We start from the raw sequence: 22,608 nt of genomic DNA, 5'->3' as shown, positions 1-22,608 counted from the left end.
ATATTATCCCCTACCTTTGAAACCACTTTACCGCCTTCGCCAAAGCCAGATCGATATCCGACTGGGGTAAGTTCAATTCAGTCACTGCTTTGCTGGCATCGTAGAACATTTTTTGTTGGGACATACGTACTCCATCAAGAGCAATTGTCGGCTGTTTACCCAACTTAGCCAAAACAGTCTCTTCTAACCAAGCAACGCTGTAAGGAATCCAATAGGGAATAGTATACTGTGGTGCAGGTAAGCCTGTAATTTGCTCGAGTTTACCTAACAATTGTTTAAAAGTTAAATTTTGATTGCCGAGAATATAGCGATCGCCAGTTTTGCCTTTTTCTAAAGCCAGAATATGTCCCCAGGCGACATCTTTAACGTCAATCAAATTCAGTCCCGTATTTACATAAAAAGGCATTTTGCGTTGCAGAAAACGAACGATAATCTCGCCTGTTGGGGTAGGCTTAAGATCGAACGCACCTATAGGAGTGCTGGGATTAACAATTACAACATCTTGCCCTTGTTGGACTGCCTTGACCGCTTCTTGTTCGGCATAGTACTTTGATTTTTTATAGTCTCCCACTAACTTAGCTACGGGACTTTGATCGGCCTCATTTGCTTGAGCGTCTTGCTTGACTCCGATTGCTGCAACCGAACTAGTATATATAGTACGTTCAATTCCTGCTTGCTTGGCGCAGGCTAATATATTACGCGTACCTAAAACATTATTACGATAGAGTAAGTCAGTATCAGCTTGCCACAAAGAATACTGCGCTGCGACATGAAATAATACCTGACATCCAGACATCTGCTGGGTCAAATTGCTGCTGTTTAAATCTCCTTGAACGATCTCTAGATCCAAAGACTCCAAATTTTTTAGACAACTACTGCCACGAACTAAAGCTCTAACCTCGTATCCTTGTTGCAACAGCAACCTAATTAAATTAGCCCCAATAAAACCCGTCCCGCCAGTTACAAAAGCTTTCATTGTCAAAGTTACAACTCAACTGTAGGGGCTGTTCGCCCTAAAGGATATGCGAAGCGGTATGCTTTAGCACTAGCTTCGCGTCGCGAACAGCCCCTATTAATTTACCACCGCTTTTTGCTTTTGAGATTTAATTTCTAAATAAACTAACAAAGCATTAACATCGGCTGGATTTACACCGCCAATACGAGTAGCTTGACCAATCGTTAGCGGTTTAACCTGATTTAGCTTTTCTCTGGCTTCCATCCGTAGAGTTTCTACCGTGAAGTAGTCTAGGTCTTGAGGTAATCTACGTCGAGTATGTTTGGCGATTTGGTCGATCTGTATCTGCTGTCGCTTGATGTAGCCAGAGTATTTAAGATCGATTTCTGCCCCTTCTGTCTCGGCGATAGTTAATTCAGAGTTAGCCAAACCGTGTTTTTTGAGATCGGCATAATGAAACTTAGGACGGCATAATAATTCCGCGAGGGTAATTGAACCCTTGATTTTTTGTTGAGTTTCTGCCGCGATCGCCATTCCTGCCTCGTCCAGTTCTTTAATTCGAGTGACCTGTAGCCGTTCTTTCTCGGCGGCTATTTTCTCTTGCTTATCGGTATATAGCTGCCATCGGCGATCGTCAATTAGACCGATTTCTCTACCCAAAGGAGTCAAACGGCGATCGGCATTATCAGAACGTAGTATTAAGCGGTATTCTGAGCGACTGGTCAACATTCGATAGGGTTCGCGCAAATCTTTAGTACAGAGATCGTCAATCAATGTACCAAGATAGCTTTGTTCTCTAGCAAAAATTACTTCAGGTTCTCCTCTGACAAACCGCACCGCATTAATCCCCGCAACTAAACCTTGTCCCGCTGCTTCTTCATAACCAGTTGTGCCGTTAATTTGTCCCGCACTAAATAGCCCCTCAACTTTTTTAGTCATCAGGGTGGGATAACACTGGGTAGCAGGAATAAAGTCATACTCCACCGCATAAGCAGGTCGCAGCATAACACAGCTTTCTAGACCAGGAAGGGTTCTGAGCATTGCTAACTGCAATTTTTCTGGTAATCCTGTCGAAAAGCCCTGAATATATAGTTCGGGAATCTCTCGACCCTCTGGTTCAATAAAAATTTGATGGCTCTGTTTATCAGCAAAGCGAACAATTTTATCCTCAATACTAGGGCAATAACGAGGTCCTTTAGCATCTACCCAACCACCGTAGACGGGGGATAGATGTAGGTTATCGCGAATAATTTGATGGGTTTCGGCAGTAGTACGGGTCAAATAGCAGTTCATTTGCTCTCTTTGTACCCAGGCTGCGGGGTCAAAACTAAACCAGCGCATTTCTTCATCAGGTGGTTGAGCCTGCATTTTGCTATAGTCCACCGAACGCTTATCAACTCTAGCAGGAGTTCCTGTCTTAAGCCTAGCTGTTTCAAAACCCAACTGATTCAAGGTTTCCGTTAGACCAGTAACCGCAAATTCCCCTGCACGCCCTGCGTCCATAGATTTATTGCCAACCCAAATTTTTCCGCCTAAAAACGTTCCTGTAGTCAGAATCACCGCCTTGGCAGCAAAACAAGTGCCGAAATAAGTTTCGATGCCAATTACTTCATCGTTTTTACCCAGTACCAGATCTGTAACCATCCCCTCGCGGAGGCTCAGATTCTCCTGATTTTCGACAATCTGCTTCATTGCCGTCGCGTATTCTCGCTTATCGGTTTGCGCCCGTAACGCCCAGACCGCAGGGCCACGTGAAGCGTTTAAGACTCGCTTTTGCAAATAGGTGCGATCGCTTACTTTGCCGATCTCTCCTCCTAGCGCATCAATTTCGTGAGTTAACTGAGATTTAGCAGGGCCACCTACCGCGGGGTTACAGGGCTGCCAAGCAATTCGATCTAAGTTAAGAGTCAACATCAAAGTGCGACAGCCTAATCTGGCTGCTGCTAGTGCTGCTTCACAGCCAGAGTGTCCACCACCAACCACGATAATGTCAAAAGCGTCTTGAAAATCTACAGGATGAGCTACGGTCATATTAATAAAAAGTTGAAACAGGAAACCTAGTTAAATCCCGGGAATTGCTTACTAAATCGCAATTTTATTATTTGATTAATTGTAACGTATATGTCAGTTTACTTTGGCTTAACTGGGCAAAGGCAAGATTATAAGCAAGCGATCGCTTTTATTAAATGAATCAGAAATTTCTCTACTAAGTTTCTTATTGATTTTGCCAATTGCGATCGAGCTTGGTCGGTAATCCATCGATACTTTCTAGGTTCTTTGCTTGTTGATATTGCTCAATACCCGATTTTCCTTTTTTAGCTGCCCAATCAATTAAAGTTTCTCGCTCTTCTTTAAATTCATATATGGGTACGCCAAAACCACAGGAAGTTTGTACCGATTCGATCTTGAGTAATATTATCTGCCTTTCCCCAGGGGTGTCAGGAAATAGAGAATGTAGAGTCTTAAAGCAATCGCTCTGGCGGCTAATTACTTCTCCTCGACCGTATAATCTTAAAATTAAAGGATTTTTATCAAAACTACTGAACATAATAGTTATTCTGCCATTTTCATGTAAATGAGCAGCAGTTTCGTTACCACTACCAGTTAAATCTAGATAAACAACAGTTTGAGCATCAATACAGCGAAAAGTATCGATACCTTTAGGAGACAAATTAATCCTACCCGATAGAGGTGCGGTCGCGGTAAAAAAGATTTTTTGCTTCTGGATAAAAGTTTGTAACGGTAAAGTTAGTTGAGAATAAAATTTTGCCATACTATTACTTAAACACCATTGGAGATTCTTTTATTACAGTCTTTACCCTCTCAATTACTTTAATCATGTAGCTATAGTCTGGTAACTCCTCGTTGGGTAGATAGCCAGCCGAAGAGGCAATAAAAGATGGGGTTTCAACCAGTGCTAATCTAATTTGTTCTTGTTGATTTCGTTCCAAGCGATCGCTAATTAAAATTGCTCCAGGTGGCACATTATGCCGATCGAGATAGATTACCTTAAATCGATCGGCATCAAAATCGCGCCTGTAGAGATTGTAATCTGCTAAAGATAACGCACCTACCTCGACCTTACCATCGTTGAGTAACTGCAAAATATTCTGGGGAGTAGGTGCGTATAACACTTCCTTAAACTTCAGACCATAAAGGTTATAAATCGGTAGATAGTAATCTGTGGCTGAACCTTTTTGACCTAAAGCAATAGTTTGATTAGCTAAATCTTGACGTTGTTCAAACGCAGAATCTTTTTGGACGACTAAAACCGAACGAGTTTTGTCACTTCCTTCTAAGGGAACTAAAGGCAAATAATTGTAGCGCGAAATTGCGATCGCAGCTAGACCAGGCGGGGCAAAAACTAAATCCCACTTGTTACTAGAAATCTGTTGTAAAGCTCTAACTTCATTAAAAGTAGGTTCAATCTCAATTACGCTATTGAGTCTTGTTCCTAAATAGTTTTGAAAATCGGTGTATTGTTTGAGGGGATTTTCGTTTTTTCCATAGCTGACAACTCCAATATTATGCTTGCTGATTATTGTTTCTGGTGAACGATTACAGGCCGTCAAAGTAAAAACAATTATTAACAAAATACACTTTAAATACATATTTTTTATAGAATACTCTAATTAGACGTTAACGCTTACCTTATTACTCACAAGTTTATTTTTGCCCTTTATATTTTCATAATTATTTGATTAATTTAACTTTAAACAATACCAGAAAAGCTAACAAAACGTAATATTTAAAATATTATTAACCAAATCTTTGACAACTAACTAAACATTAAAATTAAAGTTTTATTACACAAATGTTGCAAACATGTATAAAAATCTTAAGTTAGGCACAAAACTAAATATTCTCTTGGCAATAATCTTAATATTTTTAACAGCTGCTGTGGGAATAGTTCTCTCTCTGGTTTTGCAAGATTACGCAGAACAGGTAGTTGTAGACCGAGCATCACTGTTAATTGAGAGTATGAATTCAATTCGCAACTACACCAGTACTCAAATTAATCCCGAACTATCATCGCGGCTAGAAACAGAAGAGGTGTTTTTACCCCAAACTGTTCCTGCTTATTCTGCTAGAGAAGTTTTTGAACATCTGCGAACAGACGAGCAATACAATCAGTTTTTTTACAAAGAGGCAACTCTTAATCCGACAAATGTTCGAGATAAGGCAGATAAATTTGAGACGGAGATTGTTGAATCTTTCCAAAATAATTCTGAAGCGCAAATGCAAGGTTTTCGCTCAATTCCTGGGGGAGAAATTTTTTATATTGCTCGTCCTTTAAAAATCGAAAAAGAAAGTTGCCTTCGATGCCATAGCGACCCCAAAGTAGCTCCAGCCAGCCTGATTGCTTCTTATGGTAGTGATAACGGTTTTGGTTGGCAGCTCAATGAGATTGTCGGTGCGCAAATTATTTCTGTACCATCAAGTCAGGTGTTGGATGCTGCTCGTCAACTACGTAATTTAGTAATTACCAAAGTCGTAATCTTCTTGTTATTAGCTAGCGTTTTACTAAATTTATTCCTCAAGTTCACCATTACCGACCCCTTAAAAAAAATGTCTTATGCCTCAAAACAACTCAGTATGGGAGATATGGACATGGAATTTGAACAAAAAAGCAACGATGAAATTGGTATTTTAGCAGCTTCTCTTAATCGCTTGAAAGTAAGTATCAAAATGGCAATGGATATGTTGGAGGAAAAATAAATTTTGGCTGGATAAATTTGTAGTTGTAGGCAGAAAATGCCTGACAATAGCAATCTAAGACGATAGATTACCTCAGTCGTTGCCGAAAGTCTTTTGCCTGCTGTGGGTTAGCAATAGTTTTCGCCAAAGCTGCGCTTAGTTCACTTTCGGACATATGAGGATTTTGCTTTACGGTACGTTTACAAACAATATTTGCCATAGGTCCAATAAATTCCGCTAGCTCCTGACGACAACGTTCGATAAACTCTGGAGATAAGGGGCAATCTGAGGAAGAAAACAGCCTTGTGTTGGAAAGCGAAGCTGAATTAGCTGAAGTTTGATTTACTCTAGTTCCAGTTGTAGATGTAATTGTAGATGTAAATGAAGCGGAATTAAAATGCTCATCTAATATTTGTAAGCTGGAATCTATAGCGATAACTTGATTAAAAATTTCTCTGCTGCTTGATGGACGGTTAGCAGGAGAAAATGCCATCATGCGGTCGATTAAATCAGCAAACTCATCAGAAATTCCCGGTACGGCATCGCGCCAAACCATTTTGTCACTTAAAGAATGGTAAAAATCGCTCGGATTTTGAGCAGTTAGCAAATAGATCATCGTACCGCCTAAAGCATAAAAATCTGACTGTAAGACGGCTTTGCCTCTCATCTGCTCCATTGGGGTATATCCTTGGGTCATAACGCCTGTAATTTCACCTGCTGCTTTTTTCTGAATATAGCTATTGGTTAATTCTCTAGCCGTACCAAAATCAATTAGTGCCAGACATCCATTCGCTCGCAGCATAATATTTGATGGTTTAATATCTCGATGGAAAAAATTTTCTTTATGGACTTGTTCGAGAATTAAAGTTAACTCAGCCAACCAGCGTAAAGCTCTTTTGAGTTGGATTGGGCGATCGCCTCTTTGTTTGATATACTCGCTTAGGTTTAATCCTTCAATTTTTTCCATTACTAGACAGTGCAATGGTTCTTCTGCGCCTCGGGGAAAGTACAGGAAATAGCCGTCTAAATCAATTTTGGGAATTCCCGAATGGTTGAGAATACTTAAAACTTGAGCCTCTTGTTGAAATAACTCAACATATTTGGGATGATTATCCATCAAAACTTTAAGCACCCAAGGACGCGAATTGACACTAATTATTTCATAAGTGATTCCAAACCCTCCCTGACCAAGTTCTCGAATCACACGATATCTACCATCTAATAGCAATTCTGAGCCACAACCGTGACAAAAAATAATGGTGTCAGAGTTGATTGGATTCTTACATTGAGGATTTATACAGAGGCTCATTTGCTTAAGATTAAAAATATGAATAATATTCAGTGAGGCTTTAGCGAATTAAAGCTCAAACTAATAAGAAATAAACATAAAGTTCTGACTATTCTATCAAAGCGATCGCTTAAATCGGCGCTAGTTATTATTAATTTTCAATTGCAAAATATATGCTAGATATATGCCAAATATAGCTGTTCGACTACGAGCGTGAATCCAGTTGTCAAAAATGATTATTACGCTCCGATAATTACAATCAGAGATAATAATTAAACTAAGGCGAGCGCCAATATTGATTAAATAATATTATTTATATTGTGCTTTAGTAAATTTTCAATATATCTTAACGAAAACTTTAATTCAAAAAGTTTAGTTGGCAACTAAATAATACTGCCTTTAAAAGTGGTTTTACGACCAGAAAAATTAATTAAAATAGCCCCAAGCTTATAGCATTGAATTAACTAAACCTAGCATGTATTAATATTGATAGATTTCAGCTTAAATCGCCTTAATTTTGCCTAGCTAAACTTGTGTCCTGCTTTATCTTTAATTTTTTGTAGAACTACATTGGGTGTAAATAACTTCATTAGTGTATAGCTTAAATGATACTTGCTTTTTATGAGCTAACTTTAACCAAAATTTCGCTATTTTCTTGTTTAATTTTGTAAACAGCTAAAGGTTCTGGTGCAGGTTTAGCCAAGACTTTTCCATTAGCAGCATATTTAGCGTTATGACAGGGACAAAGCAAAGTATTAGTTGCACTTTCCCATTCGACAATACATCCTTGATGAGTACAGGTTGGATTTAAGGCCCAAAGCCCATCTTCACTATCTTTAACCACAAGAACCTGAGACTCTTTATTTAACAAATAGCCAGTTGATTCTAATTCTTCAACTGTTCCCAATGAGACAAACTCTTCTGTACTAGAGCTATTAGAGGTTGTTTGAGCAGTTGTATTGCTGTCATCCTTAGTTTGAGAACAGGTAGCCAAAGCTACAGGAAAATAACTCGCTAGTAATCCAATTCCAGCCCAATCGAAGAATGTTCTACGTTTCATGATTAATTCTTGATTGCAATGTGCTGATATCAATTTTGAATTGTTTTTGTAAACAACATACTACACATTTTGCTATTATAAATTAAAGACAAATATATTTATCGGGTTTACCGGGACAATATGCTTACTGAAGAGCCATTGATAACCTTTAGTTAATTGCTGTTTAGCCTCAAAATCAACAATTTGACCGTGTGTCATAATGACTCTTGGAAAATCCCATGCCAGAATTTTATCGATAGACTGCTTGAGTTGCTGCTTATCTTTGCTGCGCGATCTTTTCTAACCAAGAAGGTTTTAAAACTTGATAGCTGCCTAATACCCTGGTTGCTAACTGAGTGACGAAAGGAAATGTATTGTCAAAATTAAAAGCGGAATCGGTAATAATTAATGTTTTACTGGCAAGGTGATAAAATACGACTTCGTTTACTACTGCTATTTTGGGGGGGACAAATGCCTGAAATCCTGCAAGCAGAGTATATTCCAATTCAGAATTAAACTTAATCCGATCTTCAGTAAATACTTTATCTATACTTAATTCAGGCTTTTTCTTAGCTAATCCTGGAGGCGAGATGGTTTTTGATTGGGGATACATTCGCTGGCATCGATCAAGATACAAATAGTGAAACAAATTTGGTGCAAAAGATATTTAACTGTACCTAAAGTGTTTAACTGCTGCTGTATTTTGGAGTCTATTTTGATTGGGGAAATCAGCACTAAAGATCGATCAAATAGCCTAACCACTGTCATTCTCGTCCCGACTTCCAGTCCCAGAAACTTGAGCGGTTGTTCAGCTACCCAAAGACTATCATCAATCTGTCTTAGCATCAAAACCTCTACCGAAAATTCTAATAACGAACAACGCCAACATTATACAAAAATGATAGATGCTAAATGATAAATGCTAAATGATATGACCTAGACTACAGCGTTGAATTTAAACTAAAGTAAAGAGAGATAATAAAATATATCGATCGCGCAGCAAAGCGAATTTAAGCACGATTATCGCAAAAAACTATGGATTTAATCGCATTAGAAAGCTTCTTAGACAATACCTCTTTTGCGGTATTGCTAGTTACCATGCTGATTTACTGGGGCGGGGCTGCTTTTCCTAATCTGCCCTATATGGCAACTTTAGGTTCTACAGGAATGGCAGTGGCGAACCTCTGCATGGCTACTTTATTAGGTTCTCGTTGGATCGAGGCTGGTTACTTTCCCCTCAGCAATCTTTATGAATCTTTGTTCTTTTTAGCCTGGGGTGTCACTACGATCCACTTTGTCGCTGAAAGAATGAGCCGTAGCCGTTTAGTCGGTGTGGTTACTAGCCCTGTAGCAATGGGAATTACAGCCTTTGCTGCTTTGAGTCTTCCTGTGGAAATGCAAGAATCTGCCCCTTTAGTACCGGCTTTAAAATCTAACTGGTTAATGATGCACGTCAGCGTCATGATGTTAAGCTATGCTACTTTAATGGTAGGAAGCGCGATCGCCATTGGCTTTTTAATTATTACTCGTGGACAAAAAGTACAGTTAAAAGGAAGTTCAGTTGGTACGGGAAGTTTTCGCGATCGCGTCAAGCAAAAGACTTTAAAAAATTCTGTAGATAATGCTTATGCTAGCGGTTCAACTAGTGGCAACACAGCAGTTATGGATCTACCGCAAACAGAAACTGTAACTCTTTCTCCTGAACGTTTAAGCCTAGCTGATACTTTAGATAACATTAGCTACCGCGTGATTGGTTTAGGCTTTCCCCTCTTAACTATTGGCATTATTGCTGGGGGAGTTTGGGCTAACGAAGCCTGGGGTTCTTACTGGAGTTGGGATCCCAAAGAAACCTGGGCATTTATTACCTGGTTAGTCTTTGCTGCCTATCTTCACGCCAGAATTACTCGTGGTTGGCAAGGAAGAAAACCAGCTATCTTGGCAGCAGTTGGCTTTGTCGTAGTTTGGATCTGCTATTTAGGAGTCAACTTGTTAGGACAAGGTTTACATTCTTACGGCTGGTTTTTATAGACTAGCCATTTGATTAAACTACTTTTTTAAAATGTTTTTTTTAGGTTTTTGGGGACACTTTTAGGCGGTGTCCCCATTTATTAGCGATCGCGCTATTCTCAGTTAAAAATATTATTATTGATGATACTGACTGAAGCTGCAATAGTTGCGCCCGTAATTGAATTTAGCTTAGTCATAAATTCTTCGCCAGCGTCTCCAGCCGCTACATCACAACCTGATAAAAACAGTTTGGGAAAAGTAAAATTATTGTCAGGAGAACTAATTTTAAACCAGCTTTGAAGCTCTAGCTCGTAGTGAATTAGGGTGTTAAGACTTAGTTCACTATTGCCAAGATAGAGACATCCTGGAGAGCCATGACTAATAAGATATACTTCTTGACAGCAGGTAGAGTTTAAGATGCGGGTAATCTCTCTAATCCCATCATCTTTTAGACCAATTACAATCACTCTTGCTTCTAGTATTACTTTTTGAATTAGAGTATTACAATTAGACAGTCTCGAATCAATAAAAACAATGGCTCTACTGTCTAGGTTATTTGGTATTTTTTGATTATTAGAAAATCGATGAGATAAAGACGACATGATAATTTAGCTGAAATTTGTATATATATTGACGAGAATGCTCAAAGATTAAATCTAAACTTCGCTCTACATTCTGTGAATTAAACAATAGCCAAGTAATTTTAATTAACACTCTTTAATTACAAAAATATCCTCTTGAGGAATAATAGTTTTTTGTAATATTCGAGCGCACTATAGTAATTTTAAAATCATCATTTTATTACTTAAGATGAAGATTACACTTTTTTGGATTAAAAAGTTTAGCGAACTCTGTCCTTGACTAAATCTTTAAAATTATCCAGTTGTTTATAAAGTAACGATAAAGTCTTATATTAATGGAGTTGGAAATCAGGGGATTTACGGTAACTCGTTATAATACTAAATCCTGTTTGGATAGAACACTTCAAGGTTAGGTAAGTCAGAAGCGATGCAGCGGACGCGGAGCTAGTCCTTTAGGGCGTATAGCTAATAGCCATTAGCTGTTAACTATTAGCTATTAGCTTTTTAAAGATGTATATCAATTTAAACTTCTTATAATTCATACTTCTATTCAGCAACGCCGGAAATATCTAGCTTCAGATCTAAATGATTAGCCCATTTACTTAAATAATCAAGTAGAGCATAAATAAACATAACAATTCCCGTCATTTCTAGAACTTCTTCGACGGTAGCAATTAGAGCATAGACTATGTGCTGTTGTCCGATAGATTGGGCAAAATAGCTGCCAATCATTTCCATCACCAATGCACCACCAATATAGGTGCAGGCTGCGCCGATGAAATGTTGTCTAGATTTAACTGGTAAATGGCGCACAAATTTTCCATAGCGTTTAGCAAACCAAGCGACAAAAACAACTCCAGGAATTACCCACATGGAATGGAGAAACCAGGGTAAGTTAAGAGCTTGACTAACTTCTGGAATAATTAGAATTTCGTGAATACTAACTATCTCATCGATCGCCAAAAGCCAAAAAATCAGCGATAATAAATGCCAATCTTTAGTATAGCGATCGCCCTGTTGTTTTTTGCCCATAGCAATAATTCTGAGCAAAATTGCACAGAATACGATCATCAGTGTCGAATACCAGGTAGGGAAGTTTAATTCGCGATCAAGATTAAATAAATCCATCCAATCATCTCGATAATCAAATACATACTTGCATATTTGAATCCCTGTACTGACTAGGGTAAAAAAAACTACTCCAATCATCAGATATCTGACAATTTTATGGGGAGAAACCGTAATTTTGAGCTGCATTCGGCTAGAGATTTAATATTCAACAATTTATCCTAAACGATCGACGTTAAAAATTTCTCTGATATTCGATTGTGGCTTCATTTAGGACATAATTATAGGTCGAACGCACCGAAGAATCCTGATTTAATTCATAAATTGCTTCCAAATTAGGAAATACTGTTAAGTAATCCAAGCCAATATTTCTGCCTAAGCGTACTGTCGTATCCTCGACAAAGTAAAATACCTCATTTTGCAGCGGTGTCAAGATAAATTTATTGACTCCTAAATCAAATAATTCTGATTGACTACGATTGCTTACATCTCGAGCAAAAGCAATAAATTGACCGCTCAATAAGTTCACAATTTCCCCTTGATTGAGGGAAGGAATGCTGGTTAATTCTACAGCGGGAGAGTTGATTAAATTACGATTATCTCCACCTGCATCAGCAATTTGATTAAAGCATTGAGTAAATCGATTTAATTCTGCTTCAGCGTAATATTGATTTTTTTCCACTAAAGGTTCATTGTTAGGGCGAATATTACAGTTGAGGTTTCTTGTTTGCGCTAGGTTTGGCAATATTTCGGTAGTTTCGCCATCAATTACTAAACTAATTCGGACAGTCTGACTGCTATTAGTTGATGATAGAGGATCGGCTATCTCATTAGAGTTAGCTTCAGCTAGGCGAAGGTTACTAAATTCCTGTCCGTCAACATCTTCAACTGTAGTTCTCAAGATAATATCAAGTTCAGGGTTAAATATTCCTGCATTAGGAGTAAACACAATCGTATTTTCACGATTACGAGCGGCACTAAAACTATTACTAAAGAGATCGACATCCGCCTGAGTTAGCAGTAACCTTCCTTGGGGAATAATGTTGCTTGGTTCGTCGATTGTACCGTTGAGGGTTAAACCGCCTTTAAGCTGAAAAGTATATAGAGGATCTTGCTGTAGATTGAAGTCCTTAAGATTAACCTTGAGGTTATTTAAAGCTGTAACAAAAGAGGATTTAGCAGCAGCATTTTGCGGTTGAGCTTGGGCTTTGTTAGTTGCTTTGGTCCCTGCAACCGTATCACTAACTTTGGTATTGGCAAATTGAACTGTATCTTCTTGAGTGGGAGTTTCGCTTTCAGGAATAGATACATCTCCATCTTCTAGGGTAACTTCGCCCCCAATTACGGGTTTTAAGGATGCTCCCGTTACTGTTACCTGACCTTCAACTCCTCCTTGATAAAGTTCATCGATCTCAATGTCTCCTGGTGGAAGATCGATAGTGAGGGGATTATCTAAATTATTCACTGCGGTGAGAATTGGTAGCTTACCCGTAACGGATAAATCCTTATCGGCGAAGGTTCCGTTTAGGGTTTCAACGTTAACAATCTGATTATTAAGCGTAATTTTGCCTGTGCCGATAAATGGTTCAGAGAAGAAGGGCGTTTCCACCAAAACATTGGCATCTTTTAAATTAACAACTCCTTGAGCATCTAGATCGTAAATTATATTTTCTCGGTTTAAATCCAACGAAGCACTAGCCTCAAGCTGGGCATTTCCCTCTCCACCAGTCCAGTTGAGGTAATTCTGACTAAAAGCAGCCAAAAAGACAAAGGCTTCTTGCTCCAGATTAGCACTAGCTGTCAGGCGATCGCTTTTTCCAGGAATAATTGGATAGGGTACGGTGGCTTTTACCTGAATTGAATCAGGGGCGGTGGTATTGAAAACTACTTCACTACCATCATAGTTAAAATTTCCCGCCAGCTTTGATGGTAAAAGATTGCCGTTGAATGCTCCATCAGAAAAGGCGACTTTTCCTGCTATCTGAGGATTATTTGGCGTTCCCTCAATTGTGCCGACGCTATTAATTTCCCCAGCTAGATCTACGGGGATGTTAACAAAATTACTGATGTTATCCACGGTTAAATTGGCAACGCTAAATTCCGTGTTTAACTGTTCTGGCGATAGTTGTCCTTGTAGAGATAGCACTGCTTCCTGAAGCTGTATGCTTGCCTCGTTTAAATCTACCGTTGTTCCCTGAAGATCTCCTGCTATTACTAGTTTAGGTAAAGAAATATACTGTGCTTCTTCGATTACTAAGCCTAAAGGATTGACAATATTGGGATAGGCAGATTTGGGTTGCCACTGCCAATCGTTGCCCTCCACTCTAAAGTCTGCTTGTGGCGTTTGAATTGTTCCGCCTAAGATTACTTCTCCTTGATATTTTCCCTGGATATCTAATTCTGTAGGAATACTGCCAACTTCTTGTGCTGCGGCGTTTGCCTGAATTTGGCTATTCACCTTGCGTAGTTGATTTAACTTACGAGCAATAGATTCGTCTACTGTTTCTTTTTCTGGTGCTGGTCTAATTGCACTAGCTTCAGCATAATCGGGAATATTAAATAAATTGGTAACGTCTTCGACAGTAAACCAGCGCAGGGTGGTAAGAACATCTTGAATATAGGCTTGGGGAATACCAAGTCTTCCGTCAATTTGTCCTGACTCTAAATTTAAGGCAGCGTTGAGATTATATTCACTATCGCCTAAGTTCAGAGAAGCACTGTTTATCGCTGCAATATTACTAGCTGGATTATAGTTAAAATCTGCGTTAAGTGAATCTGCCTGAATATAGCCTAATCCTGGATTGTCAATGTTGATGTTTCCTTCTGCTGCTAGGGTATAAAGATCGAGGTCTACTTCTCCTGTAGTTCTCCCCGCTAAAGCTCCTTCAATTCCCGCTGCTGTACCAGGGGCAAGGTTGAGTAGCGCGAGGGGAAAATTGTCAACATCTAAAGAAAAGATATCACCCTGGCGATCGCCTGTAGCAATTACGGGTTGATTAGTATCTTCTCCCTGTCGTATTTCTAAATTAGTTGGTAGATACGGTAGTTGGCAATCACTAGTATTACAGGGAACGGCTCTTGCTGCAATTACATCCTGTTGCCCCTGAAGGTTTAAGGCTATTTCCTGTTGTCCTAAAGGATACCGCTTCGCATATGGCTGTACATCAAGTGTACCCGTCATTACAGGGTCAAAGTCGATCTCGTTAAAGGCAAAGTCTAAGAGGCGTAAATCTCCTGTTAGACTGACGTTTTCTGTTGGTGCAGATAGCAACTGCTGACCGTTAAATTGTCCGTTGAACTCAGCCTGTCCGCCAACATTTACGCTTTGGGCTATTAGTTCATTATCCTGGGAAGTCGCAGCCACAATCTGGTCGATTGGAAGGCGATCGAAATCGAGATTAGCAGCAATATTGAGATTGGTATTAGCAACGTCCAAATTACTAGTAATGTTAGCCAGGGTTAAATTTCCCCGAGCATTAACGTTTTGCGCCCCAGAATTAACCGTAAATTGATTAACGGCAACGGGGATATTCGTATCGTTATTGAGTATAGGCTGGATATCCCCCGTCAAATTTGCTTGAGCATTAATGTTGTCTACTTCTACTGAGGCGAGATTGCTAGGAGCAAATTTTTCTAGCAGTAGGCGAGAACTAACATTGTTAGCGTCAAGGTTAGCCTGCCACTGATTGTTGTTCAGATTAGCAATCGCCCGTACTGTTCCCTCGGCTACATTCAAATCCGCATCGACACGAGCATCAACCGTACTAAGATTACGCTGTTCGGCAAAGGTCAATAGCTGCCGTAGTTCCCCAGAAGCTGTTACCTGACTCGACCTAATATTGGCAGGAACAGGTAAATTAGGAGCAATGCGATTTAAGTCAATTTGACTGGTGTTAGCATTGGCTTGAATCCTACCTGAATCTATCTGGCTATTAACTGCCACGGCTTCACCATCTACCTGTAGATTCAAATCCGCATTCGCTTGGAGACTATTTAAACCGGGATTATCATTAAACGCCAGCAGTTGTTTTAATCTTCCCGAAGCACTAATTTCTCCAGACTGAACAGATGCAGGAACGGGTAAGCTAGTAATAAAAGAATCGAGTTGAATATTATTAGTCGTGGCATTTGCCTGAATATTGCCTGCATTAATTTGACTATTAACTGCAACATCGCCACCATTAACATCTAGATTTAAATCAGCAGTCCCCTGAATTTTGGCTAAATCCAGTTGGTCTAATTTGCCGTTAAACTTAGCTGTAGCATTATCCACCGCCACAGGTTGGTCTAAGTTCAGATTGGGATTACTAAATTGGGACAGAAACGGCGTAAGATTGAGGGAATTTGCGTCTAGGCTAGCTTGCCACTGTTTACTGTCTAAATTGGCATTTGCTGTTAAGTCTACCTGACCATCACCGTAAATAATTTCAGTATCTTGCAATACTAAGTTTTGGTTAGCTATGAGCAATTCACCTGAACCAGCAATGTCTTCTAAATTACTAGCATTGGTATCGGCTATATTCCACTTAACTAAGCCTTTGGGATTATCGACTGTTCCATCAATCTGCCCCTGCGCCTGAAGCTCGCCTATTGCCACCTGTTGAGGTAACTGGTAATAGGGTGAAATAAGTTCGCGAGTGGGCAAATCCGCCTGAAAACTAAACGCCAGAGGCATTTTAGTCGCATCTAGTGGCTGATCGCTCTCCAAGGCTTGTCTGAGGTTGGTTTCAATTGTGCCTTCGGCGGTAACATTGCCTCCTGCAAGCGGAATAATCTGCACATTTTCCAAAACAACTCGGGCTAAATTAGCACGAAAGTCCGCCTCAATTTGTTTTAACGGGGTTTGGTCAATAATTACCGTCTGAGTATTGTTAACGTTACCCGTTAGCTGGGGATCTTTGATCGCTCCTCGCAGCTGAACCTGGGCTTGTACCTCCCCGGCCAAATCTACAGGTAACTGCTGGGTTAAATTATTCGGCAAAGTCGCTAACTGAAACGGCAAGACGTTGACATTTAAGTCATAGCCAGTATCTAGATTAACCTGTCCATCTACCCGTGCTGTAATATCACCCAAACTCGCCTGAGTTTGTTTAACATCCGCATTACGTCCACTAAAGTTTAATTTTGATTCTGCTGAAATAGGAGCATTTAAACTAGTTGCTTCTCCCTCAAGGTTTTGCAGATTGACCATCCCTTTAATGTTGGCTGCGGTAATTTCCTCAAAGGAAGGAATGTTAATATCTAAATCTGCATTGAGAGTCCCAGTATCAATTTCAACAGGAATCGGTAATAAAGTTGCTGCATCCGATAAAGCTAAATTTTGAACTAGCAGCTTGGTATCGGTACCACCAGTTTCTAGCTGAGTTTCTCCTTGGATGCTGGCTTTAGCTTGTTCAATAATTGCGTCTAAATCATACTCTAAAAACGCTTGTTTCTGATTAAATCTACCGCTACCGTCTACTTGCCCCGTGAGAGGATTTTGCTGATAAGGTACAGCGGTAATATCAGCTTGTTCGACATCTAAATCAACATCAAAATAGACTAAAGGATCTTTTTGCTCTCGATCGCTTTGGAGAAAGTCTAGATCGATCCATTCCCCATCCTGTTGTTGTTCTAAATAAATGTCTGGCTGAATCAGCGCAACATCCAAGGGTAAAGTACGGCCGAATAAGACAGGGAAAATATTAAATCCTACTTTCACTCCTTCTACCGTTACTTTGTCCGTGTCGGTAGCGGTAGGCGGAATAATTGTTTCACCGAACTCAATGCTGTTGAGAGAAAAGCCTTTTACTTCACCCAAATCTATCGGGCGTTCAATGATTTTACCAATCTGATTTTCCAGAAACGGCGGTAATTTCTTTTTGACTAATACCTGCGTTCCCCAGTAACCCAGACTACCAAAAGCTGCGATCGCAACTACTCCTCCGGCTAACCTTTTAGGAGAAGATTTAAGCGGATTAAACAACCGCTGCAAAAGATTAGGCTTTTTTGGTTCGGGGTTGGGAGGCTGTTTGATAGATTTAGTCATAATTATAATTTTACAAGCGGTTAAGACTAGCCACCACTATTCAACACAGATAAAATAAACAAACCGAAAGTATATGCTTGTTTGGCAATACTGGCTTCCCCCAAAGGAAGGATTGTTAACTATTAAAGACTTTATTAAATATTTTCTCAGCCAGCTTTTGGATAATTCTTATAAATCGGCAACCGCTCTTATTATTCCCTAAACTAATTCTGAGGGCGCAAAAAGCTAAAATTCAGTTAACCAGCTAGAGAAATTACCATAATGTCTGAATTGCCAGAATTTATTAATATTTTTATAAAAGTATCGTCACCTTAATTCGGGAAACTTAGCAAATTATATTCCCGAACTAACCAAAGCTAATCCAGACTGGTTTGCGATCGGTGTCATTACAGCTAATGGAGAAGTCTTTGAAATTGGCGACAGCACCGAAAAGTTTACGATTCAATCAATCTCCAAAGTATTTGTGTATGGCATCCTAAAGGACGACGCGAAGGACGCGCCTGGAGGCGCTAATCCTTTAGGGCTAGTCCGTGCATGATAAGCTTCGCAAATGTGACCGAAGGGCGGAGTGCGGTTTATCCGTGAATCATGCACGGGCTTTAGCATACCGCTTCGCGACGCGTCCTACGCGGAGCTAATCCTTTAGGGCTAGTCCTTTAGGGCATATGGCTTCGCTACGCTACTGCTGGTTTAATTAAAGGCACTGATGCTACGGACAAGCTTAATCGGTTATTAAATATGTTTCGTCGTTACATTGGTCACAAAGTATTTGAAGCCTTAGCCGATTTCGATCTGCATCTATTCGATCGCCCTTTAGAAAAATGTTCCTTTTTGAATATTTCCCCAACTCAATAATTGGTAATTTTCGCTAGTCTTAAGATTACAGAAAGCTGATTTTAATCGGAGAATTAGAACCATGAGAATGCTACACACGATGCTGCGAGTCGGTGATTTAGATAAGTCGATCGCTTTTTACTGCGATATTTTGGGGATGAAGCTATTGCGACGCAAAGACTACCCAGGGGGCGAATTTACTCTGGCGTTTGTCGGCTATGGTGAGGAGAAAGACAACACCGTAATTGAACTTACCTATAACTGGGGTGTGTCTGAATATGACCTGGGTAAAGGCTATGGACACATTGCTTTAGGAGTTGATGATATCTATGGCACGTGCGATCGCATTAAAGCTCAAGGCGGTAAAGTTAGCCGTGAACCAGGACCGATGAAACACGGTAGCACTGTGATTGCCTTTGTCGAAGATCCCAATGGCTACAAAATTGAATTAATTCAGCTAGGTACACAAGGATCGGCGAAGAAGGAAGCAGCAGCAACAGTTTAAAAAATCTTAAAAAATCCACTGCTGCTTTAAAATTATCGAAACATAAAGGGTATTTTAAAAGCTAAAAGCTAATAGCTAATAGCTTTTAACTCAAGCTTCCCTAAAAATTAAACGTAGTTCGCAGAGTACCAATAAACAGATCATCATTATCGCTGTTATTATCTGGTTTATTGACGTAAATAACTCCAGGGGTAATAGCGATGTTGTCGTTTAACTGATATTGATAAAAAGCTTCCGCGTGCAAAGATTTTTCTTCATCCTCACCAAACCCTTCTGCATCAATAGTAGAACTTTCTACCCAGGGTTCCATCCCGACGATAATTCCGCCCAAGCTTCCTTCTTTAATCAAGTCAGGAAAAGCTAGAGTAGCTGCCCAATTCCAAATATCTTGCGTCCCACGTTCTACAGTTTGTCCATCGGCAACAAATTGAGCGAGAGTTTTGACTTTACTCAAGCCACCCCAGCCCCCAATGACAAGGCGATCGCTCAAGGCAAAAGAAAACTGTGCGCCATAGGAATTATTAACAGTAGGCACACCATCTACAAAAACGTCTGGATCGAGAGGTGGTTCTACTTCTCCTGCTGCGGTCAAGGATTTAATATTGGCTAGATCGCTACCTACGCCAGTATCACTCTGGTCGTAACCATGAACATAAGTCAAGGCAATACCTAACTTTTCCAAGGGAGTAATAGTCAGCTGCCCGATCGCACTATATGAACCATTAAATAAACCAGCCCCATTACTCGGATCGCTGGCTTCTCCTGCGAGATAACCCGCGCTAAACTCTAACTTGTCGCCAAAGTTGTGAATTATGCCTACGCCTGTTTCTCCTGGTGGCAAATAAATCGGACTGCGAGTACCAAAGGCAGAAATTGCCCCCGAAGCACCATCACCATCTAACACGTTCAGAGTATTGGCAATATCATCCGCTGCTAGTCCTGCGGCACCGATCAAAATATTGGTATTTTCGCCAATCGGGCGATTGTAAAATAAGACTTCTAAACCTAAATCGTTATCTGCTGGTTCGGCAAAAGCTATTTCTCCCTGGAATGTGCCTGTTACCTCGGAAAACTCAGGAAAATTCCCCGTAGACAGGCGAGTAAATAGTAAATCTTCTCCCGTAAAACTGGTTTCTAACTCCAAGCGAGTACGGTAGCCAAATACAGTTTCTTGGTCGATTTCGTCATCACCATTTTCTGCGATTAATTCCTGGTTAGATCCGCCTAACACAGAAGCAACACCAAAAATTGCTTCCCCCGCTAACTTAGTAGTAGTAGAAAACTGACTATCTTCTAATACGGCAGTTCGGCTTTCAATCTCGTCAACTCTGCCACCTAGGGTAGCTAATTCTGCCTCAAATTCTTGGCTGAGACGATTAATTGTCTCAATATCTTCTTGACCTACAGAACCTTGAGAAGCAATCAAACGTTCGATCTGATTGAGACAGGAGTTCAAACCCGCAGCAAATTCATAACGGGTTAGAGGCTGACTACCACGATAAGTCTGGTTAGGAAAACCAGCGATACACCCGTAACGATCTACCAAACTTCTTAATGCTTCGTAAGCCCAATCCGTCGGCGAAACATCTCGTAGCTGATTGACGTTGGTTACTTGACCAATGCTGTTTGGTTGATTTTCTCCGTATTGTTCGACTTGGTTAATTAATTCGTTCGTTGTAGTTTGAGCCTGGACTGAATTGCTGTAAAATGCTGTGATCAAGGCAGCAAAAACAATTGGGGCAGTTTTGCCTAAAATATTAATCATGAAAATCCTCAAACACCAATGCAAATATGATAATGATAATGATTCTTGTTTTTGAATAATATTAAAGATTATTTAACATTATTTAGAGAAATAGAAATAATGATCGCTATTTCTACTCTTGCCTAACAGAAACCAATATTAATACTGAGAATACAGTTATTGAAATTTGATGTCAATAATTGTTAAACAAAGCCAAAGATGCTGCACCGTCAAATCATTTCATTTAGCATTGAACATTTATCAACAACTTGTTTAATGTTCAATGTTTGGTCAACTTAGGAAGTAAATTAGAAAATAAAGACTAACTCCAAGCTCCATGATTGAGGATCGGGGCGCACAATTTTGATTTGCTTGATAAATTCGCGAAAATAGAATCGTCTTTCTGTTTCGGAGAGGTCAAGCCAAAACTGTTGTAGCGAAACAGCAAGCGCGATCGCAGCTAAATTTGCTGGCGGTAGTTGAGCAATTTGATTTTCCAATTGAGCTATTTCATGGCGTAATTTATAGTTACGAAGCTCGTAAGTTTCTCGATCCAAAACACTCTGTTGTAATAAGACTGACAATTGCTTAATAATTTCTTGTTTTTGAATAATTTCTTGTTTAAGCTTATTTTCAATAGTTGAGTTGTTTGATAAATTTAACTGAGCCACTGCTAAAGGAAGCTCAAGACAGATTTTAGCAATAGTTTGATTCAAAACTTGAGTATAGGCGATCGCTTTGCACTTCGGATTATGAGGGCAACCATGGCAGCGTAAATATAGATACTCAGCCTTTTTATTGTGTTGGGTGACGCGAGTAATCTTCATTGTCAACTGACATTGTTGACAGACAACTAATCCAGCCAGTGAACGAGGTGCGCTAGCTGTACGGGCAGGAAGACGGCGATTGCGACGTAAAAGACGATCTATTTGCGCTGCTTCTTCAGAATTGATAATTGAGGCATGAGTATTAGAAATTATTTCGTTGTTTTTATACTTCAAACTGCCTCGGTATACGGGATTAATCAGCCAACTACGTCCAGTTGAGGGCGATATTTTTTTACCATAACGCTTTTCTAAATATCGAACCGCACCCCGTAAAGAGCCAAATAGCAAAAATCTTTCAAAAAAATCTTTGACTACTGGTGCAGTACTTTTGTCGATAATGTATTTATCTTGTCCTCGGCGATATCCGTAAGGGGCTTTACCTGGAGGCGGAAGCAGTTTTAAGCGATTACGAGCATGACCCTGCTTCAGGCGATCGCGCTGCTGAGCTGCCTGTATTTCTAGTAAATTGCCCAAGTTTAACTTAATATTTGCATAATTAAGCTGATTTTGTTGGGGCGAAATATATTCTTGTTCTGTGGCGATAATTTCTACCCCCAAGGCTTCCAACTGATTGAGGCGATCGCTAATAATCTTGACATTATCCCCTAATTCTTCTAGGCGACGAACTAATAAATAATCAAGTTTGTCTGGTTTACAGTCGGCAATCAACTGTTCCAATTGTTGATGCTCACCAAAGTCTTGATAAACGCGATCGACTTCTAAACCCCAAATATCTTTGCTTGGTGCAGGCTCTAAAAGCGGATCGCTGTAAATATAAGCAACAATTCTCATTTTGGAACATTTAGTTAATTAAATAAAAGCGTATAATTCCTCTAGTTTAATCTTAAGAAGATCAAAGATATATTTGCGTAGCTAAAAGCTATATGCGTAGAGGTATGAAGTAAGCATTTGCCAATCGCGGATTCACGGATAAACCGCACTCCGCCCTTCGGTCTCGAAGCTTCTTGAAGCAGTCCTAAAGGATTCCTAAAGGATTAGCTCCTTACGTCGCGTCACCGCTTCGCATATCGCTA

Annotated in this window: 16 protein-coding genes; 3 read left to right on the top strand and 13 right to left on the bottom strand. The window is 39.8% G+C overall.

The features are described 5' to 3' along the window. Nucleotides 1-10 precede the first annotated feature (10 nt). The 4 genes from hpnA to V6C71_18710 all read right to left on the bottom strand — a co-directional run bounded on the left by hpnA (nt 11) and on the right by V6C71_18710 (nt 4,566). A complete protein-coding gene (gene hpnA, locus V6C71_18725; protein HEY9770496.1) occupies nt 11-976 on the bottom strand; it encodes a hopanoid-associated sugar epimerase in 966 nt (321 codons plus the stop codon). Nucleotides 977-1,072: 96 nt separating this feature from the next. Then, nucleotides 1,073-2,986 carry a tRNA uridine-5-carboxymethylaminomethyl(34) synthesis enzyme MnmG gene (gene mnmG, locus V6C71_18720; GenBank protein HEY9770495.1) on the bottom strand — a complete coding sequence of 638 codons (1,914 nt, stop codon included), beginning with the start codon at nt 2,984-2,986 and terminating at the stop codon, nt 1,073-1,075. Between the two features lie 184 nt (nt 2,987-3,170). Next, nucleotides 3,171-3,728 (bottom strand): pyridoxamine 5'-phosphate oxidase family protein, encoded by a 558-nt coding sequence (locus tag V6C71_18715; protein ID HEY9770494.1) that lies wholly within the window; start codon nt 3,726-3,728, stop codon nt 3,171-3,173. A gap of 4 nt (nt 3,729-3,732) precedes the next feature. Further along, on the bottom strand, nt 3,733-4,566 hold the full coding sequence (locus V6C71_18710; GenBank protein ID HEY9770493.1) for a PhnD/SsuA/transferrin family substrate-binding protein: 834 nt from the start codon (nt 4,564-4,566) through the stop codon (nt 3,733-3,735). 214 nt (nt 4,567-4,780) lie between these two features. Between V6C71_18710 and V6C71_18705 the strand changes: the two genes are divergently transcribed. Beyond that, the gene (locus tag V6C71_18705; protein HEY9770492.1) at nt 4,781-5,674 is read left to right on the top strand and encodes a DUF3365 domain-containing protein; all 894 of its coding nucleotides are present in this window, start codon (nt 4,781-4,783) and stop codon (nt 5,672-5,674) included. A gap of 67 nt (nt 5,675-5,741) precedes the next feature. On the opposite strand, the gene V6C71_18700 is transcribed toward V6C71_18705, so the two are convergent. From V6C71_18700 to V6C71_18685, 4 genes are all read right to left on the bottom strand, one after another. Continuing rightward, nucleotides 5,742-6,962 (bottom strand): serine/threonine-protein kinase, encoded by a 1,221-nt coding sequence (locus V6C71_18700; GenBank protein ID HEY9770491.1) that lies wholly within the window; start codon nt 6,960-6,962, stop codon nt 5,742-5,744. 598 nt (nt 6,963-7,560) lie between these two features. After that, nucleotides 7,561-8,001: a ubiquinol-cytochrome c reductase iron-sulfur subunit gene (locus V6C71_18695; GenBank protein ID HEY9770490.1), complete on the bottom strand. Its 441-nt coding sequence runs from the start codon at nt 7,999-8,001 to the stop codon at nt 7,561-7,563. A 256-nt stretch (nt 8,002-8,257) separates the two neighbouring features. Next, on the bottom strand, nt 8,258-8,593 hold the full coding sequence (locus V6C71_18690) for a hypothetical protein (protein HEY9770489.1): 336 nt from the start codon (nt 8,591-8,593) through the stop codon (nt 8,258-8,260). Then, nucleotides 8,554-8,826, bottom strand: coding sequence for a hypothetical protein (locus V6C71_18685; GenBank protein HEY9770488.1), 273 nt, complete (start codon nt 8,824-8,826; stop codon nt 8,554-8,556). The genes V6C71_18690 and V6C71_18685 overlap by 40 nt, the downstream gene beginning before the upstream one ends. Before the next feature lie 189 nt (nt 8,827-9,015). Between V6C71_18685 and ccsB the strand changes: the two genes are divergently transcribed. Continuing rightward, nucleotides 9,016-10,008 carry a c-type cytochrome biogenesis protein CcsB gene (gene ccsB, locus V6C71_18680; protein ID HEY9770487.1) on the top strand — a complete coding sequence of 331 codons (993 nt, stop codon included), beginning with the start codon at nt 9,016-9,018 and terminating at the stop codon, nt 10,006-10,008. 98 nt (nt 10,009-10,106) lie between these two features. Here ccsB and V6C71_18675 read toward each other — a convergent pair whose 3' ends face one another. The 3 genes from V6C71_18675 to V6C71_18665 all read right to left on the bottom strand — a co-directional run bounded on the left by V6C71_18675 (nt 10,107) and on the right by V6C71_18665 (nt 17,664). Further along, nucleotides 10,107-10,589 carry a DUF4347 domain-containing protein gene (locus V6C71_18675; protein ID HEY9770486.1) on the bottom strand — a complete coding sequence of 161 codons (483 nt, stop codon included), beginning with the start codon at nt 10,587-10,589 and terminating at the stop codon, nt 10,107-10,109. Between the two features lie 525 nt (nt 10,590-11,114). Then, nucleotides 11,115-11,825, bottom strand: coding sequence for a hypothetical protein (locus V6C71_18670; protein ID HEY9770485.1), 711 nt, complete (start codon nt 11,823-11,825; stop codon nt 11,115-11,117). A gap of 46 nt (nt 11,826-11,871) precedes the next feature. Beyond that, nucleotides 11,872-17,664, bottom strand: a complete 5,793-nt coding sequence (locus V6C71_18665; GenBank protein HEY9770484.1) for a translocation/assembly module TamB domain-containing protein — start codon at nt 17,662-17,664, stop codon at nt 11,872-11,874. Nucleotides 17,665-18,580: 916 nt separating this feature from the next. Here V6C71_18665 and gloA point away from each other — a divergent pair. Further along, nucleotides 18,581-19,003 (top strand): lactoylglutathione lyase, encoded by a 423-nt coding sequence (gloA, locus tag V6C71_18660; protein ID HEY9770483.1) that lies wholly within the window; start codon nt 18,581-18,583, stop codon nt 19,001-19,003. 100 nt (nt 19,004-19,103) lie between these two features. Here the strand turns inward: gloA and V6C71_18655 are convergent, their stop codons facing one another. Together V6C71_18655 and V6C71_18650 are read right to left on the bottom strand one after the other, a co-directional pair. Next, nucleotides 19,104-20,768: an iron uptake porin gene (locus V6C71_18655; GenBank protein ID HEY9770482.1), complete on the bottom strand. Its 1,665-nt coding sequence runs from the start codon at nt 20,766-20,768 to the stop codon at nt 19,104-19,106. Between the two features lie 287 nt (nt 20,769-21,055). Next, complete coding sequence (locus tag V6C71_18650; GenBank protein HEY9770481.1) at nt 21,056-22,366, bottom strand: recombinase family protein; 1,311 nt, start codon at nt 22,364-22,366, stop codon at nt 21,056-21,058. Nucleotides 22,367-22,608: the final 242 nt, after the last annotated feature.

The organism is Coleofasciculaceae cyanobacterium (assembly GCA_036703275.1).
Classification (GTDB): Bacteria; Cyanobacteriota; Cyanobacteriia; order Cyanobacteriales; family Xenococcaceae; genus Waterburya.
This window is presented reverse-complemented; position numbering and strand designations above follow the sequence as displayed.